Raw genomic sequence first — 24557 nt, 5'->3', positions numbered from 1 at the left:
TTTAGCTGCCGACCAGACCGGCCAACTGGGTCATGATGACAGCCGCGCCGGAGAGACGCTTTTCCGGTGTCGGCAGATCCCGCGACAGGAAGACCGAATGATCGGGGCGGATCTTCGCCATCGATCCCTGCTTGCCGATATAGCCGACCAGCGCTGCGGGATTGGGAAACTCCCGATTGCGGAACTGGATGACCACGCCCTTGGGCCCGGCTTCCAGCTTTTCCACATTCGCCACGCGGCAAAGAGACTTGATGTAGACCACCTTGAGCAGGTGCTGCACTTCGATGGGCAGCGGCCCGAAACGGTCGATCATCTCCGCGCCGAAACCGTCGATGTCCTTCAGGTCGTCGATCTCGCCGAGGCGGCGATAGAGGCCCATGCGCAGATGCAGGTCCGGCACGTAGTCTTCCGGGATCATCACGGTCGCACCGACGGAAATCTGCGGCGACCAGCCGCTTTCCTGCACGTCCTCGTCGCCCTTCACTTCGGCGACAGCCTCTTCCAGCATCTGCTGGTAAAGCTCGAAGCCGACTTCCTTGATGTGACCGGACTGTTCCTCGCCAAGCAGGTTCCCCGCCCCGCGAATATCCAGATCGTGGCTTGCAAGCTGGAAGCCCGCGCCGAGCGTATCCAGCGACTGCAGCACTTTCAGCCGGCGTTCGGCCGTCGCCGTCAGCACCTTGTTGACCGGCAGCGTAAAGAGCGCAAAGGCACGGATTTTCGAACGGCCAACGCGGCCGCGGAGCTGATACAGCTGGGCAAGACCGAACATGTCGGCCCGGTGCACAATCAGTGTATTGGCGGTCGGCACGTCGAGTCCCGATTCCACGATGGTCGTCGAAAGCAGCACGTCATATTTGCCGTCATAGAAGGCGTTCATCACGTCTTCCAGTTCGCCGGCCGGCATCTGCCCATGGGCAACGGCGACCTTCAGCTCCGGCACGTCCGATTGCAGGAAGGCCTGGATGTCTTCAAGATCCGCAAGGCGTGGGCAAACGTAGAAGCTCTGCCCGCCGCGATAGTGCTCGCGCATCAGCGTCTCGCGGATGACGAGCGGATCGAAGGGCGAGATGAAGGTACGCACCGCCATGCGATCGACAGGCGGCGTCGTGATCAGCGAAAGCTCGCGAACCCCGGTCATGGCAAGCTGCAACGTACGGGGGATCGGCGTCGCCGAAAGCGTCAGCACATGCACGTCGCTCTTCAGCTCCTTCAGGCGCTCCTTGTGCTTCACGCCGAAATGCTGCTCCTCATCGATGATCAACAGGCCGAGATTGGCAAACTGGATGCCGGAGCCGAGCAGTGCATGGGTGCCGACGACGATATCGACCTTTCCGTCGGCGAGTTCCTTCTTTGTCAGCGCCAGCTCCTTGGCGGTGACGAGGCGGGACGCCTGCGCCAGCCGGATCGGCAGACCGCGGAACCGTTGCGAAAAAGTCTTGAAATGCTGACGGGCAAGCAGCGTCGTGGGCACGACCACGGCCACCTGCACTCCGTTCATGGCGGCCAGGAAGGCGGCGCGCAGTGCCACTTCCGTCTTGCCAAAACCCACGTCCCCACAGACGAGGCGGTCCATGGGTCGACCGAGGGACAGGTCGTCGCGCACGGACTCGATGGCCGTCAACTGGTCCTCGGTCTCGTCATAGGGGAAGCGCGCGGAGAACTCGTCGTATAGCCCGTCCGGGGCGGCCAGCACTGGCGCCTTGCGCACCATGCGCGCGGCGGCGACCTGAATAAGCTGGCCGGCCATGTAGAGCAGGCGCTTCTTGAGCTTGGCCTTGCGCATCTGCCATGCGCCGCCGCCAAGCTTGTCCAGCACCGCTTCGTTTCCATCCGAACCGTAGCGGGAGAGCAGATCGATGTTCTCGACCGGCAGGAAGAGCTTTGCCTCATCGGCATAAAGAAGCTCGAGGCAGGCATGCGGCGCGCCGGCAGCCTCGATGGTGCGAAGGCCGATGAACTTGCCGATGCCGTGCTGCGCATGAACGACGAGCGAGCCCTCGTCCAGCCCCGCGACTTCAGCAATAAAGTCCGCGCCGCGCTTTCGCCGTTTGGAGCGGCGCACCATGCGGTCGCCGAGAATATCCTGTTCGCCGATGATGGAGAGATTGCCGGTTTCGAATCCTCCCTCCAGACTGAGAACCGCCGATGCCGCCTCACCCTTGCCGAGGCGCTCCAGATCGGAGAGCGCCTTGACCGGCTTGACCTTTTCCAGCCCGTGTTCGTTCAGAACCTGCATCAGCCGGTCAAGCGATCCTTCGGTCCAGCCGGTCACGAGCACCTTGCGGCCCTTGGCGCGGCGCTCGGCAATATGCTTGACCGCAAGATCGAAGACATTGGCCCGCTCGCCATCCGCATTCTCGGCCTGGGTCTTGGCCCAGCGCGGGCCGGTCTGCGCGTCGATGCTGATAACCTTGCGGCCTGCCGCATCCATCTCGTTGAAAGGCGACAGCCGAAGGGCGCCCAATGCTTCCAGCATCGCATTGAAATCCCGGGGAGCCAGATAGAGCTCGCCCGGCGAAACGGGCTTGTAGGGCGCGCCCTGGGCCATCTGCCCCTTTTTCTGCTCGCCCGCCTGCAGGCGCGCCTCGAAATAGTCATGCACCAGCTTCGAACGCTCTTCGGCGGACTCACGCAGCGTATGGTCGCTGACGATACGGAAACCCTGGAGATAGTCGAATACCGTTTCCAGCTTTTCGTAGAAGAGCGGAAGCCAGTGTTCGAGACCCGCATAGCGGCGCCCTTCCGACACCGCCGCATAAAGCGCATCGTCGCGGGTGGCCGCGCCGAACATGGAGAGATAGCGGCTGCGGAACCGCGAAATCGTGTCCGGCGTCAGCGACACCTCGCTCATCGGGTTGAGATCGAGGGAGCGGGCCTGCCCTGTCGTGCGCTGGCTGGCCGGATCGAAGGTGCGGATGCTCTCCAGCGTGTCGCCGAAGAAATCGAGGCGCACCGGCTCTTCCTGTCCCGGCACGAAGACATCGAGAATACCGCCGCGCACGGCATATTCCCCGACTTCCCGCACCGTCGGCACCCGGTCGAAACCGTTCCGTTCCAGCCGCGCCGCGATATCGTCCATCTTCAGCTGATTTCCGGGCCGCGCCGAAAAGGCAAGGCTTTCGATCACGTCCCGCGGTGCGACCTTCTGCAACATGGCATTGGCTGTGGTCAGCACGATGGCCGGATGGGGCTTGCGGGCATGCGCGATCAGACCGGAAAGTGCGGCCAGCCGGCGGGCGGAATTGTCTGCGCTCGGCGATACCCGGTCATAGGGAAGGCAATCCCAGGACGGAAGCGTCAGCACGGGAATGTCAGGCGCGATGAAGCCCAGCATTTGCTCGAAATCCGCAAGCCTCTGCCCATCGGACATGATGAAGGCGACAGGCGCGCCCGCACGGGCAAGCTCGGCCAGAATCAGCGGCTCCATGCCGGCCGGGACATTGGCAAGGGTCAGAGGCTCGCCGGCCGCGGCGATCTTCCGCGCGTCAAATCCAGAAATCATCGGTTCTCACTGTCCCGGTCTGTCGTTCCGGCCGGTCACCGTCACGGGGTCGAAGTCCGGACTATAGCTCGCAACACGGCGGAAGAGTTCCGTATGGTGGCGCTCGGGCGTCGGTGCCGCACCGGTTACCCAGGACAGGAGGTCATGGTCGTCTTCCGCCATGATCACCTCGAGCGCGTCGAGCTGCTCCTCGCTGAGATCGGCAATTTCCGCTTCGGCGAACTGGCCGAGCACCAGGTCCATCTCGCGGATGCCCCGATGCCAGCACCGGTAAAGAATCCGGCGCCTGCGGGGATCGAGATCGGCACTCGTGCGGCTAAGCCCAGTCATATGAACCATCCCTTGCTGTGGTTGCGCCTCTATACCCCCTGCGGGATGGTTTGTCAGCCTTGCCAAGGACGCATTTTCCATAGCATTTACTGCATCATGCGCCCGCAATTGCTCGATCCCCTGTTTGCCTCCGTCACATCGCTATCCGGCGTTGGGCCGAAGCTCGCTGCCCTCATTGCCCGCCTGCTCGGCAAGGAGGATGTGGAGGATGCGCGGGTGGTCGATCTCGTGTTCCATGCGCCCTCCTCCATCATAGACCGGCGCAACCAGCCGGGCATCGCCCTGGCGCCCCAGGGCGTCGTCGTGACGATCACCGCGCGCGTCGATCGTCACCAGCCCCCGCCAAGGGGAAAAAGCAATGTGCCCTACCGCGTGATGCTGCATGATGACACGGGAGAGCTGTCTCTGGTTTTCTTCAAGGGCAATGCCCAGTGGCTCGAAAAGGCGCTGCCGCTCGATGAAACCGTGATCGTCTCCGGCAAGGTCGATTGGTTCAATGGCCGGCCGAGCATGGTGCATCCCGACTACATCATGCGGGAGGCGGCAGCCGAAGACATGCCGCTTGTCGAGCCGATCTATCCCCTGACGGCGGGTCTTTCCCTCAAGGTGCTGCGGCGCGCGGTCGGCGAAGCGGTCGTGCGGGTGCCATCGCTGCCTGAATGGATCGATGCGGAATTTGCGCGCCGCCAAGGATTTCCCGACCTGAAACAGGCCTTTACCGAGCTCCATAGCCCCCGGGACGGCATCGATCTCGAGCCGCAGGCACCCCATCGCCGACGGCTTGCCTATGACGAATTTCTGGCGGGTCAGCTCTCGCTGTCGCTGGTCCGGCAGCGTCTCCGGCGGGTGCCGGGTACGCCGGTGCGCCCCACGGGAAAAATCACAGATGCCATCCTCGCCGCCCTTCCCTTCCGCCCGACCGGCAGTCAGGCCGCCGCAGTCCGGGATATCCTGAAGGACATGGCCAGCGACCAGCGGATGCTCCGCCTTCTGCAAGGCGATGTCGGTTCCGGCAAGACGCTGGTTGCCCTGCTTTCCATGGCCGCCGCAGTGGAAGCCGGCGGGCAGGCCGTGCTGATGGCGCCGACGGAAATCCTCGCCCGCCAGCACCACGCCACCATCTCGAAGATGGCCGCGCCTGCGGGCCTTGGGGTGGAAATGCTGACCGGTCGCACGAAGGGCAAGGAGCGTGAAGCGATCCTCCAACGCATTGCTTCCGGGGAGGCCCAGATCATTATCGGCACCCATGCGCTTTTTCAGGATCAGGTTTCCTACAGCAACCTGTTGATGGCCGTCGTGGACGAGCAGCACCGCTTCGGCGTTCACCAGCGATTGCGCCTGACCGCGAAAGGCATCTCGCCGCACATGCTGGTCATGACGGCGACCCCCATTCCGCGCACGCTCGTGCTGGCGGCTTTCGGCGATATGGACGTTTCGAAACTCACGGAAAAGCCGGCCGGCCGCAAGCCGATCCAGACGATCACCGTCCCTTCCGAACGCACCGGCGAAATCATCGACCGCCTTCGCGCTGCGCTTTCCGAAGGCAAGAAAGCCTACTGGATCTGTCCGTTGGTGGAAGAATCGGATGTGGTGGAGCTGATGTCCGCCGAAGAGCGCTTCGCTGTCCTGCAAGGCGAATTACGCGCCCCGATCGGTCTCGTGCACGGCCGCATGACCGGTCCGGAAAAAGATGCGGTGATGCAGGCCTTCAAGGCCGGCGAAACCCGCCTTCTGGTGGCAACCACCGTCGTGGAGGTGGGCGTCGATGTACCGGACGCGACGATCATGGTCATCGAACATGCCGAGCGATTTGGCCTTGCGCAGCTCCATCAGTTGCGGGGCCGTGTCGGGCGCGGCGACGAGGCCTCCACCTGCATCCTGCTTTACAAGGGGCCGCTCGGCGAAACCGGCAAGGCACGGCTTTCGATCCTGCGGGACACGGAAGACGGTTTCGTCATTGCCGAAGAGGATCTCAAGCTGCGCGGCGAAGGCGAATTGCTGGGAACACGCCAGTCCGGAACGCCAGGTTTCCGGATTGCCAGCCTGGAAGCCCATGCAGACCTGCTGGAAGTGGCGCGCAAGGACGCCGCCTATGTCCTCGAGAAGGATCCCGATCTCGTGTCACCGCGCGGTGAGGCGCTGCGCGCCCTTCTCTATCTGCACCGACGCGACGAGGCGATCCGTTTCCTAAGAGCTGGTTGAACCAGCCGGTGCCGTATCCATTATTTGCGGCACGACCTTGGGCATATAATCCGGCGTGATCAGACCCGCCGACAAGAGAACCTTGGCGGCATCCTCGGGGCTCATGTCCAGCATCACGATCTTCCGCTTCGGCACATAGATCAGGAATCCGGCCGTCGGGATGGGCGTCGGCGGCAGGAATACCGCAACGACCTCTTCCCCCAATTCGTTGAAACGGACGGCAAGCTCACCTTTCGGCTCCCCGGAAATGAAAACCAGCGACCAGAGCCCAGGGCTCGGATATTCGATCAGTCCGACCTTCTTGAACGAGGTCGACTGTTCCTTCAGCACCGACTCGAAGATCTGCTTCACACCCTTGTAGATGGAGCTGACCAGCGGCATGCGATGCACCAGCCGCTCGCCGAAATCCACGACGCTGCGCCCGATGAGGTTCTTGCCGAGCAGCCCGACGACAGTAATCAAAACCACCGCGATCAGCAGGCCGAAGCCGGGAATCGCAAATTTCAGATAGCTTTCCGGGTTGTAGCGGACAGGAATATAGGGCTTCACCCAGCTGTCGGCCCAGTGAATAAAGGTCCAGGTGAGCCAGATGGTGATTGCCATCGGCGCACAGATGATCAACCCGGTCAGAAAATTGTTCCGAAGCCGGGTTGTGAAGCTTTCGCGCTGAATTGAAGGCTCCATCGGAAGGAAACTCTCCTCATCCGGTGGTTAGAAGATGCTACGCCGACAATGCAGGATCGAACCGGGACATGCAAGGGCGCAGTTGCCGCTGCCTGCACCCACCTTCGTTTCAGAGAAGAAAGTCCGAAGCGGACAGTGCCGATACATTCTTGACCAGAATGGAGAAATCTGCGCCCGCGAGGCCATCGACATCCGCATAAACGACGACGTCGGTGCCAGATTTCACGTACCAGACATCATAGCCATGGTGAGCGCTTGCCAAATGGTAGACGAACTGCTGATCGCCGCCGACGCGGACATTCGCATCGACGCCAGTCAGATCGATCTTGTCGGAACCCCGGACGAAATCGAAGATCGTATCGCGGCCGGCAACGGCCACGGTTGATTCAGAAATCGCGTTGAAATCGAAATAGTCCTTACCCGCGCCGCCGAACAGCCGGTCAGCCCCCATGCCCCCGTTCAGGAGGTCGTTGCCGGTATCGCCGGCGAGCGAGTCGTTGCCGGCGCCGCCATAAATGCGGTCATCGCCGGCAAAGCCTGACACGATGTCGTTGTCTCTGGACAGGCTGATCGTATCATTGCCCGCGAAGATGGCCTTGAGAAGGTTTGCGTCGTCGGCTCTGGTGGCAGAGGCCGCCACCCGTGCCAGTGTCGCCCCGTCAAGAGCGAGGCCCTTCAGGGTCCAGTCACTCCGGAACAAGCCCGCAGCATCGTCATGCAGTCCTGCGGAAAGGGCATTGACCGGTCCGCGAAGATATCCGAATCCGGTCATCTGCAACGTGCTTGCACCGCTTGCCGCAAAATCCTGACCGCTCGCATTGTCGTACACGAATGTGTGGAAATATCGGGTTCCGCCGATCGACAGGAAGTTGTCCGCCGTTGCCGTCGTGCCTGCGCCAAACATCCCTGACAGGCTGAAATTGCCGTAGTTGAAACTCTTGCTCGCGATAAACTGCACCATCGGCATCCCTCCTGAATCGATGCCATTTAAAACAATTTATCGGCAAACACACAGCGGCCGCGCTGGACTAGTCCAACGCGGCCTGCTCAAGCCGGTTTCGGGCAGTTGTAGTTGCGTCTCATTCCACCGTGACGGATTTCGCCAGGTTACGCGGCTGGTCCACGTCGGTGCCCATGAAGACCGCCGTGTGATAGGCAAGCAGCTGGATCGGCAGCGAGAAAATCATCGGCGCGATCAGTTCGTCGACTTCGGGCAGGACGATCGTGGCCATGGTCGGCAGGGTCGAGGCAGCAGCGCCTTTGGCGTCGGTCACGAAAATGATCTTGCCGCCGCGCGCGGCGACCTCCTGCATGTTCGAGACCGTCTTCTCGAAGAACCGATCATGCGGTGCAATGACGATAACCGGCATGTTTTCATCGATGAGGGCAATCGGCCCATGCTTCAGCTCGCCGGCCGCATAGCCTTCGGCATGGATATAGGAGATTTCCTTGAGCTTCAGCGCGCCTTCCATGGCGAGCGGGAAGCTGGTGCCGCGTCCGATATAGAGCACGTCCTTGACCTTGGAGAGATCGCGGGACAGCTGCTCGATCTGACCATGAATGCTGTTCAGTACCGCGCTCATCACGCGGGGAACCTCGGTGAGGTGGCGCACCAGTTCCTTTTCCTCTTCGGCCGTCAGCGTGCCGCGGGCCCGGCCGGCAGCGATGGCCAGCGAGGCCAGCACCGTCAGCTGGCAGGTAAAGGCCTTTGTGGACGCAACGCCGATCTCGGGACCAGCCAGGATCGGAAACACCGCATCGGATTCCCGGGCAATGGTCGATTCCTTCACATTGACAACCGCGCCGATCTTCAGGCCGTTTTCCTTGCAATAGCGCAGCGAGGCCAGGGTATCGGCGGTTTCGCCGGACTGCGAAATGAAAAGCGCGGCCTGATCCGGGGAAAGCGGCATTTCCCGATAGCGGAATTCGGAGGCGACATCGATTTCCACCGGAAGACGGGCGTAGCGTTCGAACCAGTATTTGCCGACAAGGCCGGCGAGATAGGCGGTACCGCAGGCGGAGATCGCCAGACGCGAAACACCGGAAAAGTCGATCAGACCGGTTTCACCATTCACGGTATGGTTGGCGAAATCCACGTAATGGCCGAGAGCATGGGAAATGACCTCGGGCTGTTCGTAGATTTCCTTTTCCATGAAGTGACGGTGGTTGCCCTTGTCGACCAGGAATGCGGATGCCTGGGAGATCTGGCGGGGACGTTCTACCGGATTGCCCGCGAAATCGGTAACTTGCGCGCCCTCATGGGTGATGATCGCGCAGTCGCCATCCTGCAGATAGGCAATCTGGTTCGTGAAAGGAGAAAGGGCGATCGCATCCGACCCGAGGAAGGTTTCGCCCTTGCCGAAACCGAGTGCCAGCGGCGGGCCGGAGCGCGCACCGAGCAGTGTGTGGGGATCGTCCTGGAACAGGACAACCAGGGCATAAGCGCCGCGCACACGGTTCAGCATCTTCAGCATGGCATCGCGGTGGGAAAGCCCCTCGCGGGTATATTTCGCGAGCAGATGCGCCACCACTTCCGTATCGGTCTGGGAAGCGAAATGCGCGCCTTCGGCCTTCAGTTCGTCGCGGAGTTCGGAGAAGTTTTCGATGATCCCGTTGTGAACCACGGCCACGCCTTCGACGAAATGCGGATGCGCATTGGTCTCGTTCGGCACCCCATGGGTAGCCCAGCGGGTATGGGCAATACCCGTCGCGCCCGGCAAGGGCTCTTCGGCAAGCTTCTTGCGGAGGTTGACGAGCTTGCCTTCGGCGCGGCGGCGGTCGAGGACGCCGTCATTGACGGTGGCAACACCGGCGGAATCGTAGCCGCGATATTCGAGGCGGGTCAGGGCTTCCACAAGCCGGTCGGCAACCGGTTCAGTCCCGACGATACCTACAATTCCGCACATGAAAGCCTCTCCGTTTTGCAGTGCAACAGTTGCGCCTTTCCTAGCGAATTCCCCCAGGAACTCAACCGTCGAGGCGGTCACATTCGGTTTCGAAGCGTTACAACCGGCCCGCTTCTTTGATCGTGGTAAAAATGGGCGTCAGCTACGCTTCTTCGCGGCCTTGATCGCCGCATTGCGCTCGCGGATCACCTTGGCGCGCCCTTCCTTCAACTGCTGTCGACCGCGCCCCAGAGCCAGTGCATCTTCCGGCACATCCGCGGTGATGACACTGCCAGAGCCGATGATCGCACCATCTCCGATTGTGACGGGGGCGACGAGGGAGCTGTTCGATCCCACAAAGGCATGCGCGCCGATGCGCGTCTCGAATTTGTTGTATCCATCATAATTGCAGGTAATGGTCCCCGCGCCGATATTGGCATGGGCGCCGATAAAGGCATCGCCGATATAGGTGAGGTGATTGACCTTTGCGCCCTCGCCGATTTCCGCCTTCTTCACCTCGCAGAAATTTCCAACCTTGGCATTCTTGCCGAGTTGCGTTCCGGGACGAAGCCGCGCAAAGGGGCCGACCGCAGCGCCGGTGGAGACATGGGCGCCCTCGATATGGCTGAATGCATGAATGACCGCACCGGACTCGATGCGGACGCCTGGACCGAAAACCACGTTCGGTTCGATCAGCACGTCGGGTTCGATGACCGTGTCATGACACAGGAACACGGTCTCCGGCGCAATCATGGAAACGCCTGACAGCATCAGCTCCGTACGGCGGCGCTGTTGCCACATCCGTTCGATGACGGCCAGTTCGGCCCGGGTGTTGCAACCGGTCATTTCCTCTTCCGGCGCATCGACAGCCGCGACCTTGCCGCCGAGAGACCGGGCGATTTCGACGATATCCGTGAGATAGAATTCGCCTTTGGCATTGTTATTGGTGATGCGCGAGAGAAGGTCGGCAGCCTTCGCTCCGCTGATCGCCATCAAGCCGCTGTTGCACCAGGTGACTTTCCGCTCTTCCTCCGAGGCGTCTTTCTCCTCGCGAATGGCGATAAGCTCGCCCTGATCCACCAGCAAGCGGCCGTAGCCATGGGGATTGTCGGTTCTGAAGCCGATGACGACCACGTCGAAGCCTTCGCGCAGCTTGGCGCGGGCTGCGACCAGCGGGGCCTTCGTCAGCAGGGGTACGTCGCCATAGGCGACCAGAATGTCGTCGAAGCCTTCAGCAATGGCGTCCTTCGCCATTTGCACCGCATGGCCGGTTCCCCTTCGCTCGCTCTGGAAATAGGAGCGGACCTGCAGGCCCCCGATCTTGGCAGCCTCGGTGACTTTTTCCGCATCACGCCCCGTCACCAGCGCGATATCGCCGATATCTGCATCGCGGATCGCCTGCATGACATGGGCAATCATCGGACGTCCGCCCACCGGGTGGAGGACTTTGGACATGGACGATTTCATGCGGGTGCTGTCCCCGGCGGCAAGCACTACGGCCAGGCAACGATTTGCGGTCATCATCTCTCTCCCCATTCCCGAAACAGCCCGCCTCGCGCCAGGGCGCAGACGGTTGCAGGGCCAGCAAAATCTTTCCGTGCTCTATCAAAAAAGCCGGCATTATCAATATGGGCGCATTCAACCTTCGCTGCGCGCGTCCACCCGGGTCAGAAGAATCTTGTCGATCCGCCGCCCATCCATGTCGATAACCTCGAAGCGATAGCCGAAGCGCTCGAGCACGTCGCCCTCCTCGGGTGACTTGCGCAGTTCCTGCACCAGATAACCCGCAATGGTCTCGAAGTGCCCTTCGGTTTCGATGGCATCCAGCTCCAGCGCCAGCTCCACTTCGTGGATCGGCGTGCGGCCGTCGATGAGATAGCTGCCATCGTCCCGTTGACGGATGAGGGCGGAATCCTCCTCGTCGTAATTGGAGGGCAGAATGCCGACGATCGCTTCCAGCAGGTCCGATGGTGTGAGAATGCCTTCCGTGCTGCCATATTCATCGACGATGATGGCGATGTGCATGGGTGTGGCCTTGAAGATTTCCAGCGCCTTCAGGCAGGACGACGTTTCCGGGATCGCGGGAATATCCTTGACCAGATCGCGCAGGCTGAACGTGTTCGGGTCGATGGCGCTGGAAAGGATTTCCCGCGCATGAACCGCGCCGATCACATTGCGGTCGTCGCCTTCCACCACGAGATATCGAGAATGGCGGGTCGCCTCGATTTCCTGGCGGATTTCATCAAGACTGTCATGAACGTCGAGCGACACGACCTCTGTGCGATGGGTCATGATGGATTTGACCGAACGGTCACCGAGACCGATGATGCGGCGGAGAATATCGTGCTCCCCCTTCTCGATCACCCCGCTCTCCGCGCCTTCGGCAAGGACCGCATGGACTTCCGCTTCCGTTACTTCATCGGCGCTTTTGGAAAGCATGCCGGTCACCCGCATCAGCACATGCGCCGATGCCTCGAACAGAAAAACCACGGGAGCCGCGATTTTCGACAACACGGACATGGGCTTGGCGACGAAAAGCGCCAGCGCTTCAGCATTCCCGAGAGCGAGCTGTTTCGGAATCAGCTCGCCAATGATGACGGAGAAGTACGTAATGCCGGTCACGACGACGGCAACGGCCACGGAATCGGCGTAGGGACCGACCCAGGGCATGGCCGCAAAGACAGGGGCAATCTTGTCGGAAATGGTTGCGCCACCATAGGTACCGGCGAGGGTCCCGACGAGGGTAATGCCCACCTGAACCGTCGAGAGGAAGTTGCCCGGATCCTCAGCAAGCCTCAAGGCCGTCAATGCACGGCGGTCGCCCTGCTTCGCCTTCTGCCGCAGAATCGGCTTGCTGGCCGAGACGATGGCCATTTCGGACAACGAAAAGAAGGCATTGATCAGAAGCAGGATGAAGATGACTGCCAATTCAGTCGTAATCATAAACCACCATGGGTTGGGTCGCACCGGTGCCGGTCCGGACGATCAGCGTGTCAGGCGGAACCGCGCCCTTATCCGGCTGGGTCGCACGGCGCCAGAAGGAGCGCGGAACCCAGGAGGCAAGACGGAGCCGTGCTCCGTCAGATAGAGCAGGCGGCGGGCAAATACAATCTCCCGCAGCTCTAAATGAAAAGGGCGCCACGAAAGCGCCCTTTCCCAGACCGTTTGGATCGACGCTTTCCGCGTTTACTGCGGCAGCTTGTCGTCAACGCCTTCGATGTAGAAGTTCATGCCGAGAATGGTGCCATCATCGGCGCTCTCGCCATCCTTCAGCCAGTCGGAACCGTCCTGCTTCTTGATCGGGCCTGTGAAGGGCTTCAGTTCGCCGGACTTGATCTTGGCTTCGGTTTCCTCGGCCATCTTCTTCACGTCATCGGGGATGTTCGTGTACGGCGCCATGGTGAGAATGCCGTCCTTCAGGCCGTCGAAGCTCTGTTCGGACTTCCAGGTGCCGTCGAGCAGCGCCTTGGTGCGCTTGACATAGTAGGCGCCCCAGGTGTCGACGATCGCGCTCATCTGCGCATTCGGGCCGGCCTTGATCATGTCGGATGCCTGACCGAAGGCCTTGATGCCGCGTTCTTCGGCAACCTGCATCGGCGCAGTCGTGTCGGTGTGCTGGGTCAGCACATCGACGCCCTGGTCGATGAGCGCCTTGGCCGCATCCGCTTCCTTGCCCGGATCGAACCAGGTGTTCACCCAGATGACCTTCAGCTTGAAGTTCGGGTTGACGGTGCGGGCGCCATGCAGGAACGAGTTGATGCCAGCCACCACTTCCGGAATCGGGAAGGACGCGATGTAGCCGGCAACACCGGTCTTCGACATCTTCGCAGCGATCTGGCCGTTGATGAAGCGACCTTCATAGAAACGGGAATTGTAGGTGGAGACGTTCGGCGCAGCCTTGTAGCCGGTCGCGTGCTCGAACTTCACGTCCGGGAACTTGGCAGCAACCTTCAGCGTGGCATCCATGAAGCCGAAGGATGTGGTGAAGATCATGGCGCAGCCGGAACGGGCCATGCGCTCGATGGCGCGCTCGGCATCCGGACCTTCCGGCACGTTTTCGAGAAACGGCGCTTCGACCTTGTCGCCCATTTCCTTTTCAAGCTGCTGGCGGCCGAGTTCGTGGGCCTGTGTCCAGCCGCCGTCCGTCTTGGAACCGACATAGACGAAGCAGACCTTCGTCTTGTCGGCGGCCAGCGACGCGCCGGCAGACACGACCATGGCCGCGGTTGCAGCCAGTGCGAGAGCAAGTTTCTTCATGCGTGTACCCCTCTTTTGTTTTGGGTCTTTTCAATTGGTGGCGGGTTGGGAGCTCGCCATGGTATCCGGATGCAAGCGTTTCACATTTTCGATGGGAGACGCAAGCATCCACTTCGGATTTTTATCGGTCCGGAACAAACGGCTTGCCGAGGCAGGCAGGCGTGTTGATCAGCGTTGTCCGACGGTTGTGGGAAATCACGATCAGCACGACGACCGTGGCGATATAGGGCAAGGACGACAGGAACTGCGACGGGATCGACAGGCCGAGCGCCTGAGCGTGCAATTGCCCGATGGTCACGGCCCCGAACAGATAGCCTCCCGCCAAGACCCGCCAGGGGCGCCAGGATGCGAAGACCACCAGCGCCAGCGCAATCCAGCCACGCCCGGCCGACATGTTCTCCACCCATTGCGGTGTATAAATCAGCGACAGCTGCGCACCGGCAAGACCGGCGCAAGCGCCTCCGAACATGACCGCCAGATAGCGGGTCCGGATCACGGAAATGCCGAGCGCATGGGCCGAACCGTGATTGTCGCCGATGGCGCGGATCTTCAGACCGGTTCTCGTCTTGAACAGGAACCAGTTGACGCCCGCCACGAGCGCAATCGACGCATAGAAGACAATGTCCTGCTTGAAGAAGATCGGCCCCACGAAGGGAATATCGGAGAGGACGGGGAACACGATTTGCGGCAGCTTGATGCCGGGAACACCGACGAAGCTTTCACCCAGATTGCCCGAAACACCCAGACCGAGAATGGTCAGCGCAAGCCCGGTCGCCACCTGGTTTGCCACCAGTGTCAAGGTGAGGAAGCCGAAGAGCAGCGAGAAAAGTGCCCCCATGGCAATGCCGGCAAGAATGCCGAGGTAAGGTGACCCGGTCGTTTGCGCCGTTGCGAATGCGGCGACGGCGCCCATGATCATCATGCCTTCGACGCCGAGGTTCAAAACCCCTGCCCTTTCGGTCACGAGTTCGCCCATGGCGGCGATGACCAGCGGTGTCGCTGCGGTAATGACGGTGAGGATGATGGCTTCGAGAATCATGTCACGCGCCTCCCTGAACCTTGCTGGAGAAGGCGTTCCACACCACCCTTATCTTGTAGCGGATGAGCGTATCGCAGGACAGAACGAAAAACAGCAACATACCCTGGAACACCCGCGTCACCTTGTCGGACACGCCGATCGAGAGCTGTGCGGCCTCGCCACTGACATAGGTCAGCGCCAGGACGAGACCGGAGGCAATCGCGCCCAGGGGATTGAGGCGGCCAAGAAAGGCAACGATGATTGCGGTGAAGCCGTAACCCGGGGAAATGCTGGGCTGGAGATGCCCGATCGAACCGGACACTTCGGAAATGCCGGCAAGACCCGCCAGCCCGCCCGAAAGCAACATCGAGAACCAGATCATGCGCCGGCTCGAGAAACCGGCAAAGCGTCCTGCCCGCTCGCTCTCGCCCAACACCGTGACTTCGAAACCCTTGAGGGTGAAATTCATCATGATCCACACGGCAACGGCCACGACGATCGCGAAGATGAATTCCGCATGCATGGAGCCCGTGGAAAAAAGCGGCTGGAGCACGGCGGACGGAGAGAAATCCAGCGAAACCGGAAAGTTCATACCCCCCGGGTCTCGCCAGGGTCCACGCACCAGCCAATCGAGGAACAGCTGCGAGATATAGACGAGCATCAGGCTGGTCAGAATTTCGCTTGTGTTGAGCCGGCTTTTCAGGAAAGCGGGAATGGCTGCATAGGCCGCGCCCCCGATCATGCCCATGATGAGCATCAGGGGCAAAAGCGCTGCATTCTGGAACCCGGGAACGAGGATCGGCAGCATCGAACCGGTGATGGCGCCAATGGTGAATTGCCCCTCGGCGCCGATATTCCAGTTGTTCGACCGATAGGCCACGCAAAGACCGACGCCCATGAGAATGAGCGGACCGGCCTTGACCGCGATCTGGTCGAGCGACCATGGATCGACAAGCGGCTCGATGAAGAAGGTATAGAGCGCCTCGGTCGGGCTTTTGCCCAACAGCGCAAAGAGAATGGCGCCAGCGATTCCGGTCAGGATCAGGGCCAGCAAAGGGGAAACGAAAGCATAGAAGGCCGATTGCCCCGCCCGCTTTTCCAGTTCAATGCGCATGGGCAGCCTCCGGCGCGGATTTTGTCTCGTGAATACCGCCCATCAGCAACCCGATCTTTTCCAGCGTCAGCTCGCCGGCCGGATAGGGTTTTGAAAGCCGTCCCTCGGAAATGACCGCGATTTCCGTGGCCACTTCGAAAATTTCGTCCAGATCCTGGCTGATCACCAGCACCGCGGAGCCACTGCGCGCGAGATCGACGAGCGCCTGACGGATCCGGCTGGCCGCGCCTGCATCCACACCCCAGGTGGGTTGGTTGACGATGAGCACGGAGGGCTGGCGGTCCAGCTCCCGGCCAACGATGAATTTCTGCAGGTTGCCGCCGGAAAGCGAACCCGCGGCCGGATCCTCTCCGCTTTTGCGGACATCCATGGCGTCGCAAATGCGCTTGGTCGCCGCCTTGACGGCCGCATGGCGGATGATCCTCAGGGAACCGGATATGAAGGCCTTCCGGTCGGACTTGTGACGCGCCAGGACGAGATTGTCGGACAGTGGCAAGGTTGTCACCGCGCCGTGACCATGCCTCTCCTCGGGAACGAAGCCCGCACCGAGGAGGCGCCGCGCGGAAATGCCGAGCCGTCCGACGGGTTGCTCCCGAATGCGAACCGCCGTGTTGTCCGGTGTGGGATATTCGCCGGAAAGCGCGTCGAAGAGTTCACCCTGGCCGTTCCCGGCTACGCCGGCAATCGCAAGGATTTCTCCGGCCCTGACGCGCAGGTTGACGTCCTTCAGCGAGACCGCAAAAGGTGTTCGCGCAGGCACGTTGAGGTTCACCGCCTCGAGCTGCGTGCCGCCGGAGGGAATATCGGCAATGCGCTTCACCGATTCCACATCGCTGCCCACCATCATGCGGGCCAGCGAGGCCGGCGTTTCCTGGCGCGGGTCGCAGGCCCCTGTCACCTTGCCATGCCGCAAAACGGTGGCCCGGTCGCAGATTCGCTGCACTTCCTCGAGACGGTGGCTGATGTAGAGAACGGAGCGACCCTCCGCCTTCAACTTCGCCAGCGTTTCGAACAGCCGGTCCGCTTCCTGGGGGGTGAGAACCGAAGTCGGTTCATCCAGAATGATCAGGCTGGGATTTTGCAGGAGCGCGCGCACAATCTCGATGCGCTGGCGCTCACCGACGGAAAGGTCGGCCACATGCGCCTTCGGATCGAGCGGCAGGCCGTAGTTTCGCGACAATGTTGCCGCTTCGTCGGAAATCTTGGCGAGCGAAATTCCCGGGTCGAGCGACAAGGCGATATTCTCGGCAACGGTCAGTGCCTCGAACAGGGAGAAATGCTGGAAAACCATGCCGATGCCGGTCTTCCGGGCTTCGCCCGGCGATCCGATGCGCACCGGTTCGCCCTTCCATATGATTTGCCCAGACGTCGGCGCGAGAACGCCGAACAGCATTTTCACAAGTGTGGATTTGCCCGCGCCGTTCTCACCGAGAAGGGCGTGTATTTCGCCTGGCTGTATTTCCAGGTCGATGCCGTTGCAGGCTGCGAATTGACCGAAAAGCTTGGTCAGCTTGTTCACGGTCAGCAAGGCGACGTTCCGAGACGCGTCCAATGCCGGCACCTATCCCCCATTTTCTCCTGCCATATCCCTCCGGATATGGGTCCGGATCTTCAGGGGATCAGCAGCGTTGTTCCGCTCGTTTTTCTGGCTTCAAGGTCCGCATGGGCCCTGCCCGCCTCTTCGAGCGGGTATTGCTGGTTTATATTGATACGCACTTTGTCCGTTTGGACAATATCGAATAGCGCATTTGCACAAGCCTGCAGCGCCTCCGGAGTGGCAGTATAGCCGAAAAGCGTCGGCCGTGTCGCAAACAGTGAACCTTTCTGCGAAAGCATCGCCATTTCGAAGGGCGGCACAGGGCCGGAAGAGTTCCCGAAACTCACCCACAAACCCCGCAGCTTCAGACAATCCAGCGAGCCCGGAAACGTATCCTTGCCGACGGAGTCATAAACCACGTCCACGCCCTTGCCCCCGGTCAGCTCCCTGACGCGGGCAACAAAATCCTCTTTTCGGTAATTGATGATGTGGTCATAGCCATGGGTGCGGGCAAGCTCGGCTTTTTCCTCCGAACCGACGGTGCCGATGACAGTCGCGCCGAGCGCCTTGGCCCATTGTCCGGCGATCAGCCCGACACCACCGGCTGCCGCATGGAACAGAAGAACAGTTTCCTTGCCCACCTGAAAGGTCTGGTTCAGCAGATATTGCGCTGTCATGCCCTTCAGCATCATGGCTGCGGCCGTTTCGAAGGACACGCCTTCCGGCAGCTTCACCAGCTGGCGGGCTGCCAGATTTGCCTTTCGGCTGTAGGCCTTGTCGCCCGTCCCGTAAGCCACCCGGTCGCCCACCGAAAAACCCGTGACATCAGGGCCGACCTTGACCACAAGCCCCGCCCCTTCCTTGCCGGGAATGAAGGGCAGTCCGTTTGGTGCCTTGTACAGGCCGGTGCGGAAATACACATCGATGAAGTTGAGGCCGATGGCCCTGTGCTCCACCTGCACCTCGCCGGACGACGGTTCGGGGAGATCCACCGTTTCGAGCCTGAGAACTTCCGGGCCGCCGAGTTCGCGGATGAGAATCGCTTCGGTCTTTTCCATGTCAGAGTTCCTTGCGCCCGAGATTCGGGAAAAGCTGGAGGACTGCACCGATGAAGTAGAGGTAGAGGCCCGTTGCCGAAAACAGCACGATGACCCAGACCGGCGTCACGAAGTGCAGAAGCAGCGAGTAGGCGCCGAGAACACACCAGAGCAGAAAGATGGCGAGATTGACCGGACGCAACCGCTGAACCCGGACCGGATGCAGGAAGTGCACGGGCAGGAAGGTGAGCAGCACCGAACCGAAGACCAGAATGCTCGTCACAACCGGTCCCGCACCCGTCACGAATATGGTGAGGATGATCATGTTCCAGACCACCGGAAATCCCGAGAAGAAATACTCGTCCGTCTTCATGCCCGTATCGGCATAATAGATGGCGCTGGAAACCACGATCAGACCAGCCGCGACAAAGGACCAGGGTGCACCCAGGATGCCGCTTTCATACAGCGCAAAGGCCGGCACCAGCACGTAAGTCACGTAATCGATGATATTGTCGAGCGTATCGCCCGACCAGTTCGGCAGCACTTCCTTGACGCTGAGCTTGCGGGCGATGGGCCCGTCGATTCCATCGACGAGCAGCGCCAGACCGAGCCACCAGAACATATCCACGAACCGGTGCTCGGCCGCCGCAATGACACTGAGCAAGGCGAGGAAGGAGCCGGATGCCGTAAGGATATGAACGGAAAAGGCGCGGATTTCCGCATAGGGAACCGGCTTGTAGTTGAAGATTCGCTTCAGCAGAGTCATGGCCTCTTTCGCCTTCTCCCAGAACGACCCGGCGCATGTTTCCGGTCCGTCGAACCCCGAAAGGCCTGTCCTGCCGGCCCTCTCTCCCTTTCGGATGCCACGTATGGGCTGCTGTCGTCCAGCAAAAACACCGCCCATGCGTTGTCCGTCCCCAAAAGCTGCGTCCAATCATCCCATGGATTTCATCACGGAAAAGGCCTAAATTTTGTGACATCTGAATGAGATTCCGGACGTGTATGATGGACATTTTCGAGGTTGCGGTCGTCGGTGGCGGCTTGGCAGGGCGTATTGCGGCTTTGGCGCTGGCCCGCGCAGGCCGCAAGGTTGTGCTTCTGGCTCCGGAGGCAAAGCCCGACCAGAGAACCACCGCACTGATGGACCAGTCGATCGCCTTCATGGAGAGGCTCGGCGTGTGGCAGGAGATGGTAGAAAGTGCAGCCGCGCTCTCGACCATGCAGATCATCGACGGAACGAGCCGTCTGCTGCGCGCGCCCCCCGTTGCTTTTCGGGCCTCGGAAGTGGGCCTTCCGGCATTCGGCTATAATTTCCCCAATGCAGCCATGCTCCCGGTTCTTGAAAAGGCGCTTTCCGCCGAAGCCAATGTGAGCGTCATCGAACAGGCGGCGCGAGACATCCATCCCGGCCCGGATTCCGTCCGGCTGACCCTTGAGGATGGCCGCGAGATCGAAGCGGCCTTTGTTGTCGGCGCCGATGGACGCAGTTCCGCTGTCCGCGAAAGCGCCCATATCGATGTTCGCACCTGGTCCTATCCCCAAAGCGCGCTGGTGCTGAATTTCCGGCACGAACGCCCGCATCGCAACATGTCGACGGAGTTTCACACGGAATCGGGGCCTTTCACGCAGGTGCCCCTGCCCGGCAATCGCTCAAGTCTCGTCTGGGTTCTGAAGCCGGCGGAAGCCGAAGCCTTGCGGGACCTGCCGGCAGAAGTGCTCGGCGCCCGCGTCGAAGCGCGCATGCAATCGCTGCTCGGCAAGGTCGAGGTGGAGGCCGGCGTTCAGGCCTGGCCGCTGTCCGGCATGATGGCGAAGGCATTCGGCAAGGGACGCGTTGCCCTGGTCGGCGAAGCCAGTCACGTCTTTCCGCCGATCGGCGCCCAGGGCCTGAACCTCAGCTTGCGCGATATCATGGCGCTTGTCGAAATCGTGGCGCCGCTGTCAGGCGGACCGATACCTGCGGATGCAGGCAATCGCTTCGACCGCAGGCGCCGGGCGGATGTCATGACCCGAACCGCCAGCGTCGATATGCTCAACCGTTCGCTCCTGTCGGATTTCTTGCCGATGCAGGTGCTTCGGGCAGCCGGTTTGCACGTGCTGGCTGGTTTTTCGCCGCTGCGCAATCTGGTGATGCGCGAAGGCGTAGAGCCAGGGCGTGGTTTCCGCTCGATACCCTCAGTGTTGCGCGAGCAGTTCCGTCGGAAGCAGGCCTGACCGCAAGGCGTAAAGAACGGCGGTAATCGTTCCTACGGACAGGACGGTCGAAATCAGGATCGTGGCTGACGCCCGCTCCTGCCAAACGCCATATTGCTGACCGATGACGAAGACATTGGCCGCTGTCGGCAAAGCCGCCAGCAGCACGGCCGCCTGGACCCAGACCGGATCGAAGCCACCGACCGTCGCAAGAACCAGATAGACCGCCAGGGGATGAAGCAGCAGCTTGGCGGGGATGATATAATAGATTTCCGCCGGAACCCGCCGCAGCGGTCGCAGCGCCAGTGTCACCCCCATGGCAAACAGCGCGCAAGGGGCCGCCGCCTGGGCCAGTGTATCTATGAACTGTTGCGCCGGCCGTGGCACGGGGATGGCAAAAAGCACGAAAAGAAAACCCGCCGCGCAGGACAGGATGAAGGGGTGGAACGCCACCTTCCTGACGATGTCGTAAGCAAGTCTGCCAAGCGAGCGCTTTTCCCCGCCGGCAAGAGCCATCATGGCCGGTGCGACGACAAAATGCATGGCATTCTCGAAGCACACGATCAGCGCGACCGGAACGGCCGCCCTTTCGCCGAGAGCAAGCAATGCCAGACCGGGGCCCATATACCCGATGTTTCCATAGGCAGCGCCGAAGGCTTGGAGCGTCGCTTCTCCGACCGGGTTGCGCCGGAGCCATCGTCCCGCACAAAAAACCAGGGCAAAGACGCAATAGGTCGCCGCAATATCGGCCAGGATGAAATCGGCCCGGGTGAGATCCTCCAGCGGCGTTCTGGCCACAAGTTTGAAAAACAGCGCAGGCAAAGCGGCATAGATGATGAACGTGTTCATCCATCCCAGCGCATCGGCTGGCTGCCGGGTGATGCGGGCCGCGATGTAACCGATCAGGATCAGGCCGAAAAACGGCAGGAGGAGCGCCAGAATATCGAGCATCGGCCTGTCTTCATGCGATGGAATTCGGGATAGGCTCTATCCGATTTGACCGAGGATTGGAAAGGTCTGCTGAAACCAGATGGCCATATCGCTGATATAGCCGAAGATGAAGGCAAGGCCCGTCAAGACGAGGAGGAGGCCGAGAATCTTTTCCACCATCCCGAGATGCCGGCGGAAACGGGTGAGGAAACGCATGAACGCGCCGGAAAAACCGGCGGCGATCCAGAACGGAACCGCAAGCCCCAGCGAATAGATGGCCAGCAGAAGAGCCCCGCCACCGACCGTATCCCTGGAGGCGGCGACGCCCAGAATCGCGCCGAGGACCGGGCCGATGCAGGGGGTCCAGCCAAAAGCAAAGGCAAGACCCATGATATAGGCGCCCGTCAGCGTGGCCGGTTTGGCGCTGGCCTGAAAGCGGGCTTCGCGCGCCAGCAGTCCGATGCGGAAGACCCCCAGAAAATTCAACCCCATGATGATGATGATCAGCCCGCCGATCTTGGAAAGAAGATCGAGATGCTGGCGCAACAGCCCGCCAATCGTTGAGGCCCCTGCCCCAAGCGCCACGAAGACGGTCGCAAAGCCGAGCGTGAAGAGGAAGGCCGGACCCAGAACGGCCCAGCGTCCCGCGGAAGCCCCCTTGTCGCGCTCCATTCCGGACCGGAAATCATCCACGGAAATACCGGCCATATAGCAGAGGTAAGGCGGCACGAGCGGCAGGACGCAGGGCGACAGGAAGGACAGGGCTCCCGCGAGGAGCGCGCTGAAAAAGGAGATATCTGCGATCATGGGGTGGCCTTGTTTTTATTCGCCTTGCGCTGGCGTTGTCCTACCCAAACCACCCCTCCCATGCCAATCACCTTTCCGTTTGCCGGCTCGGCAAATTGTCGCGGAAAAAGCGAAAAAAGCACGAAAATCTGGGTTGACCGGACCGAACCTCGTGCCTATGTTCCGCGCACTTCCCGCCGGGGTGCTTCGAAGCGCCGATAGCGGCTCGGGAGCGCGTAGCTCAGTCGGTAGAGCAACTGACTTTTAATCAGTAGGTCCAGGGTTCGAATCCCTGCGCGCTCACCATCGTTTTCCTGTCCATACCGAAGATATCGATAACGGCTCGTGCCGTGCGTGCCAGCGAACTCCCGGTTATACCCCTGCTTTGCGATAGAGGGCGGCGAGCTGTGTCTGGGAAGACGGCAGTTCCGGTACGACGACCATCGTGGTGATCTTGCCGCGCTTGAAGGCGTTGAGGAAGGGCTGGTAGTCCTGGAAAGCGACGCAGCCATGGGAGCCCTTCTGGCCGCGCAGCAGATTGGTATGGGTGAGCAGACCCGTGCGATTCTTGGGATCCCGGCCGTCGATGGACGTCATGCGGATCGCCTCGACGCCATAGAAGCGCTTCTCACGCATCGAAAGGCGATAGATGCCGGCAGGCGTCGGACCGCGCATCTTCACGTGTTCGTAACGCGGATTGTCTCGCATTGCGCCAATGCCCGAATGCGCGCGAAGCTTCGTGCCGTCGGGCAGATAAACCGTCGCGTTGGAAACGTCGTAAATGGCGACTTTCCTGTTGTTGCCGGTCCAGCCGCCGCCATCCGATTTGCGCTTGAAGAGATCGCCGAACAGGGAGCGCTCCGGCTTTGCCACCGCCACCGCGTCGGGCGTGTCGGTATTCTTGCGAATGGAAGGCTTTTGCGGAGCAGGCGTCGCATCGGGAATCACCTTCGCGACAGAGGGCCGAGCCTCAGGCAAGGGGATCACGCTCGGCAGGGCAAAATCCTGTTCCGTCTTGCCTTCGTCCAGCACCAGGTCGAACGGTTGCGCAGACCGGGTCGGCAGATCCTCCACCAGCGCGGTCATCAGGGACGAGCCTGCGGCAATTGCCTGCCCCTGGAAGAGAGGCGAAGGCTTGGCGGGAGCCGCCGCCGCGACGAGGGTGACCCGGTCAGCCTTCTCGGCTTTGTCGGCCAGCGCGAGCTTGGCAAAGACACTCCGATGATGCGCCTTCTGAATGGCCTCTGCGGTCAATTGGCTCTGGCGGATCTCGCTTTCCGACGTCTTCCTGTATCGGCCGGACTTGATCGCGGTCGGTTCCTGCTCCAGAACGCGGCCATTCGCCAGCGCGACCGAGAATTGCATGTTGTGATCAGAAATGGTGCGGCCTGCTTCGTGCAGGGCACTCAAGCCTGTCGCCACGGCCCAGATGGAGCCGGCGACAACGCCACAGGAGAGCACGGCGCTCAAAGCGATGCTCAGGGAAAGGCTGCGGGACGATTTCGCCGCAGAACGCGCAAACCTATTCACAGACGCCATGACTACCGTTACCCGAAACACGTTACTGGACCCGGACCAACACCCTTGTCCGTGGGTCGTTACACTGGCCGAAGCACGGGGCCATCAAGCCTCCGCACCTGAGCTGAACGGGTAAAGCATGAACAAATATGGTAAGTAATTTCTAAACGGATGTCCCGTCCCGGGATAAAAAAGCGAAATTTCACAGTGTCTTGTAGAATAGCTCGGTTTGTCCGGGCGGGCTTGTACGGGAACAATCGGCCGACTGTGCTGTTGAACCATAACGAAAGGAGACCTGCCATGTTCACGACAAATACCTGGCTGCGGATCGTCGTTTCCATGCAGCTGAACGCCATCCTGTTCGGCATCGGCGCAATTACTGTCCTGTCGGTTCCCGCACTTGCGGCACACGCAAAGTTTCTGATTCCCGCGGTTGTGGTTGCCGCTTTCGGGTTGGCGCCATTCCTGTCGCTGGTGGTTTACCCGCGCATGCGGCTACGGCATTGGGGCAAACGTAACTGGATCCGCGGCGATATCGTTTCCGGACACGGCTAAAAGCCC

19 protein-coding genes and 1 tRNA gene are annotated in these 24557 nt (G+C 61.0%); 4 read left to right on the top strand and 16 right to left on the bottom strand.

Annotated elements, in window-relative coordinates; all coding sequences use genetic code 11:
* Window position 1 precedes the first annotated feature (1 nt).
* Together mfd and ACT54B_RS11665 are read right to left on the bottom strand one after the other, a co-directional pair.
* On the bottom strand, window positions 2–3505 hold the full coding sequence (gene mfd / locus ACT54B_RS11670) for a transcription-repair coupling factor (RefSeq protein WP_476045071.1): 3504 nt from the start codon (window positions 3503–3505) through the stop codon (window positions 2–4).
* Between the two features lie 6 nt (window positions 3506–3511).
* The gene (locus ACT54B_RS11665; RefSeq protein ID WP_476045070.1) at window positions 3512–3835 is read right to left on the bottom strand and encodes an FAD assembly factor SdhE; all 324 of its coding nucleotides are present in this window, start codon (window positions 3833–3835) and stop codon (window positions 3512–3514) included.
* 96 nt (window positions 3836–3931) lie between these two features.
* On the opposite strand from ACT54B_RS11665, the gene recG reads away from it, so the two are divergent.
* Window positions 3932–6037, top strand: coding sequence for an ATP-dependent DNA helicase RecG (recG, locus tag ACT54B_RS11660; protein WP_476045068.1), 2106 nt, complete (start codon window positions 3932–3934; stop codon window positions 6035–6037).
* Here the strand turns inward: recG and ACT54B_RS11655 are convergent.
* From ACT54B_RS11655 to pcsA, 11 genes are all read right to left on the bottom strand, one after another.
* Entirely contained in the window at window positions 6023–6721 is a 699-nt protein-coding gene (locus ACT54B_RS11655) for a DUF502 domain-containing protein (RefSeq protein WP_476045066.1), read from the bottom strand. The genes recG and ACT54B_RS11655 overlap by 15 nt on opposite strands.
* A gap of 109 nt (window positions 6722–6830) precedes the next feature.
* Window positions 6831–7682 carry a calcium-binding protein gene (locus ACT54B_RS11650; RefSeq protein ID WP_476045065.1) on the bottom strand — a complete coding sequence of 284 codons (852 nt, stop codon included), beginning with the start codon at window positions 7680–7682 and terminating at the stop codon, window positions 6831–6833.
* Window positions 7683–7800: 118 nt separating this feature from the next.
* Window positions 7801–9627: a glutamine--fructose-6-phosphate transaminase (isomerizing) gene (gene glmS, locus ACT54B_RS11645; protein ID WP_476045064.1), complete on the bottom strand. Its 1827-nt coding sequence runs from the start codon at window positions 9625–9627 to the stop codon at window positions 7801–7803.
* A 138-nt stretch (window positions 9628–9765) separates the two neighbouring features.
* Window positions 9766–11127, bottom strand: coding sequence for a bifunctional UDP-N-acetylglucosamine diphosphorylase/glucosamine-1-phosphate N-acetyltransferase GlmU (gene glmU / locus ACT54B_RS11640; RefSeq protein ID WP_476045062.1), 1362 nt, complete (start codon window positions 11125–11127; stop codon window positions 9766–9768).
* A 117-nt stretch (window positions 11128–11244) separates the two neighbouring features.
* Window positions 11245–12549: a hemolysin family protein gene (locus ACT54B_RS11635; protein WP_476045061.1), complete on the bottom strand. Its 1305-nt coding sequence runs from the start codon at window positions 12547–12549 to the stop codon at window positions 11245–11247.
* Window positions 12550–12792: 243 nt separating this feature from the next.
* Window positions 12793–13863: a BMP family ABC transporter substrate-binding protein gene (locus ACT54B_RS11630; protein WP_476045060.1), complete on the bottom strand. Its 1071-nt coding sequence runs from the start codon at window positions 13861–13863 to the stop codon at window positions 12793–12795.
* A 121-nt stretch (window positions 13864–13984) separates the two neighbouring features.
* Entirely contained in the window at window positions 13985–14902 is a 918-nt protein-coding gene (locus ACT54B_RS11625) for an ABC transporter permease (protein ID WP_476045057.1), read from the bottom strand.
* A 1-nt stretch (window position 14903) separates the two neighbouring features.
* Entirely contained in the window at window positions 14904–15995 is a 1092-nt protein-coding gene (locus ACT54B_RS11620; RefSeq protein ID WP_476045056.1) for an ABC transporter permease, read from the bottom strand.
* Window positions 15985–17556 carry an ABC transporter ATP-binding protein gene (locus tag ACT54B_RS11615; protein WP_476045054.1) on the bottom strand — a complete coding sequence of 524 codons (1572 nt, stop codon included), beginning with the start codon at window positions 17554–17556 and terminating at the stop codon, window positions 15985–15987. Before ACT54B_RS11615 ends, ACT54B_RS11620 begins: the two co-directional genes overlap by 11 nt.
* Window positions 17557–17606: 50 nt before the next feature.
* Window positions 17607–18590 (bottom strand): quinone oxidoreductase family protein, encoded by a 984-nt coding sequence (locus ACT54B_RS11610; protein ID WP_476045052.1) that lies wholly within the window; start codon window positions 18588–18590, stop codon window positions 17607–17609.
* Window position 18591: 1 nt separating this feature from the next.
* Window positions 18592–19335 carry a phosphatidylcholine synthase gene (gene pcsA, locus ACT54B_RS11605; protein ID WP_476045051.1) on the bottom strand — a complete coding sequence of 248 codons (744 nt, stop codon included), beginning with the start codon at window positions 19333–19335 and terminating at the stop codon, window positions 18592–18594.
* 239 nt (window positions 19336–19574) lie between these two features.
* On the opposite strand from pcsA, the gene ACT54B_RS11600 reads away from it, so the two are divergent.
* Window positions 19575–20783, top strand: a complete 1209-nt coding sequence (locus tag ACT54B_RS11600) for a UbiH/UbiF family hydroxylase (protein ID WP_476045049.1) — start codon at window positions 19575–19577, stop codon at window positions 20781–20783.
* Here the strand turns inward: ACT54B_RS11600 and ACT54B_RS11595 are convergent.
* Window positions 20745–21713, bottom strand: coding sequence for an AEC family transporter (locus ACT54B_RS11595; protein ID WP_476045047.1), 969 nt, complete (start codon window positions 21711–21713; stop codon window positions 20745–20747). The genes ACT54B_RS11600 and ACT54B_RS11595 overlap by 39 nt on opposite strands.
* A 36-nt stretch (window positions 21714–21749) precedes the next feature.
* Window positions 21750–22499, bottom strand: a complete 750-nt coding sequence (locus tag ACT54B_RS11590) for a cytochrome c biogenesis CcdA family protein (RefSeq protein WP_476045046.1) — start codon at window positions 22497–22499, stop codon at window positions 21750–21752.
* 209 nt (window positions 22500–22708) lie between these two features.
* Between ACT54B_RS11590 and ACT54B_RS11585 the strand changes: the two genes are divergently transcribed.
* A tRNA-Lys gene (locus ACT54B_RS11585) sits at window positions 22709–22784 on the top strand.
* A gap of 66 nt (window positions 22785–22850) precedes the next feature.
* Here the strand turns inward: ACT54B_RS11585 and ACT54B_RS11580 are convergent.
* Window positions 22851–24017: a DUF2778 domain-containing protein gene (locus ACT54B_RS11580; RefSeq protein WP_476045045.1), complete on the bottom strand. Its 1167-nt coding sequence runs from the start codon at window positions 24015–24017 to the stop codon at window positions 22851–22853.
* A 279-nt stretch (window positions 24018–24296) separates the two neighbouring features.
* On the opposite strand from ACT54B_RS11580, the gene ACT54B_RS11575 reads away from it, so the two are divergent.
* Complete coding sequence (locus ACT54B_RS11575; RefSeq protein ID WP_476045043.1) at window positions 24297–24551, top strand: hypothetical protein; 255 nt, start codon at window positions 24297–24299, stop codon at window positions 24549–24551.
* The last annotated feature ends 6 nt before the right edge of the window (window positions 24552–24557 follow it).

The organism is Gellertiella sp. DMC107, from assembly GCF_056313605.1.
The sequence above is the reverse complement of the archived record's forward strand: the minus strand, read 5'-3'. Positions and strand labels throughout refer to the sequence as shown.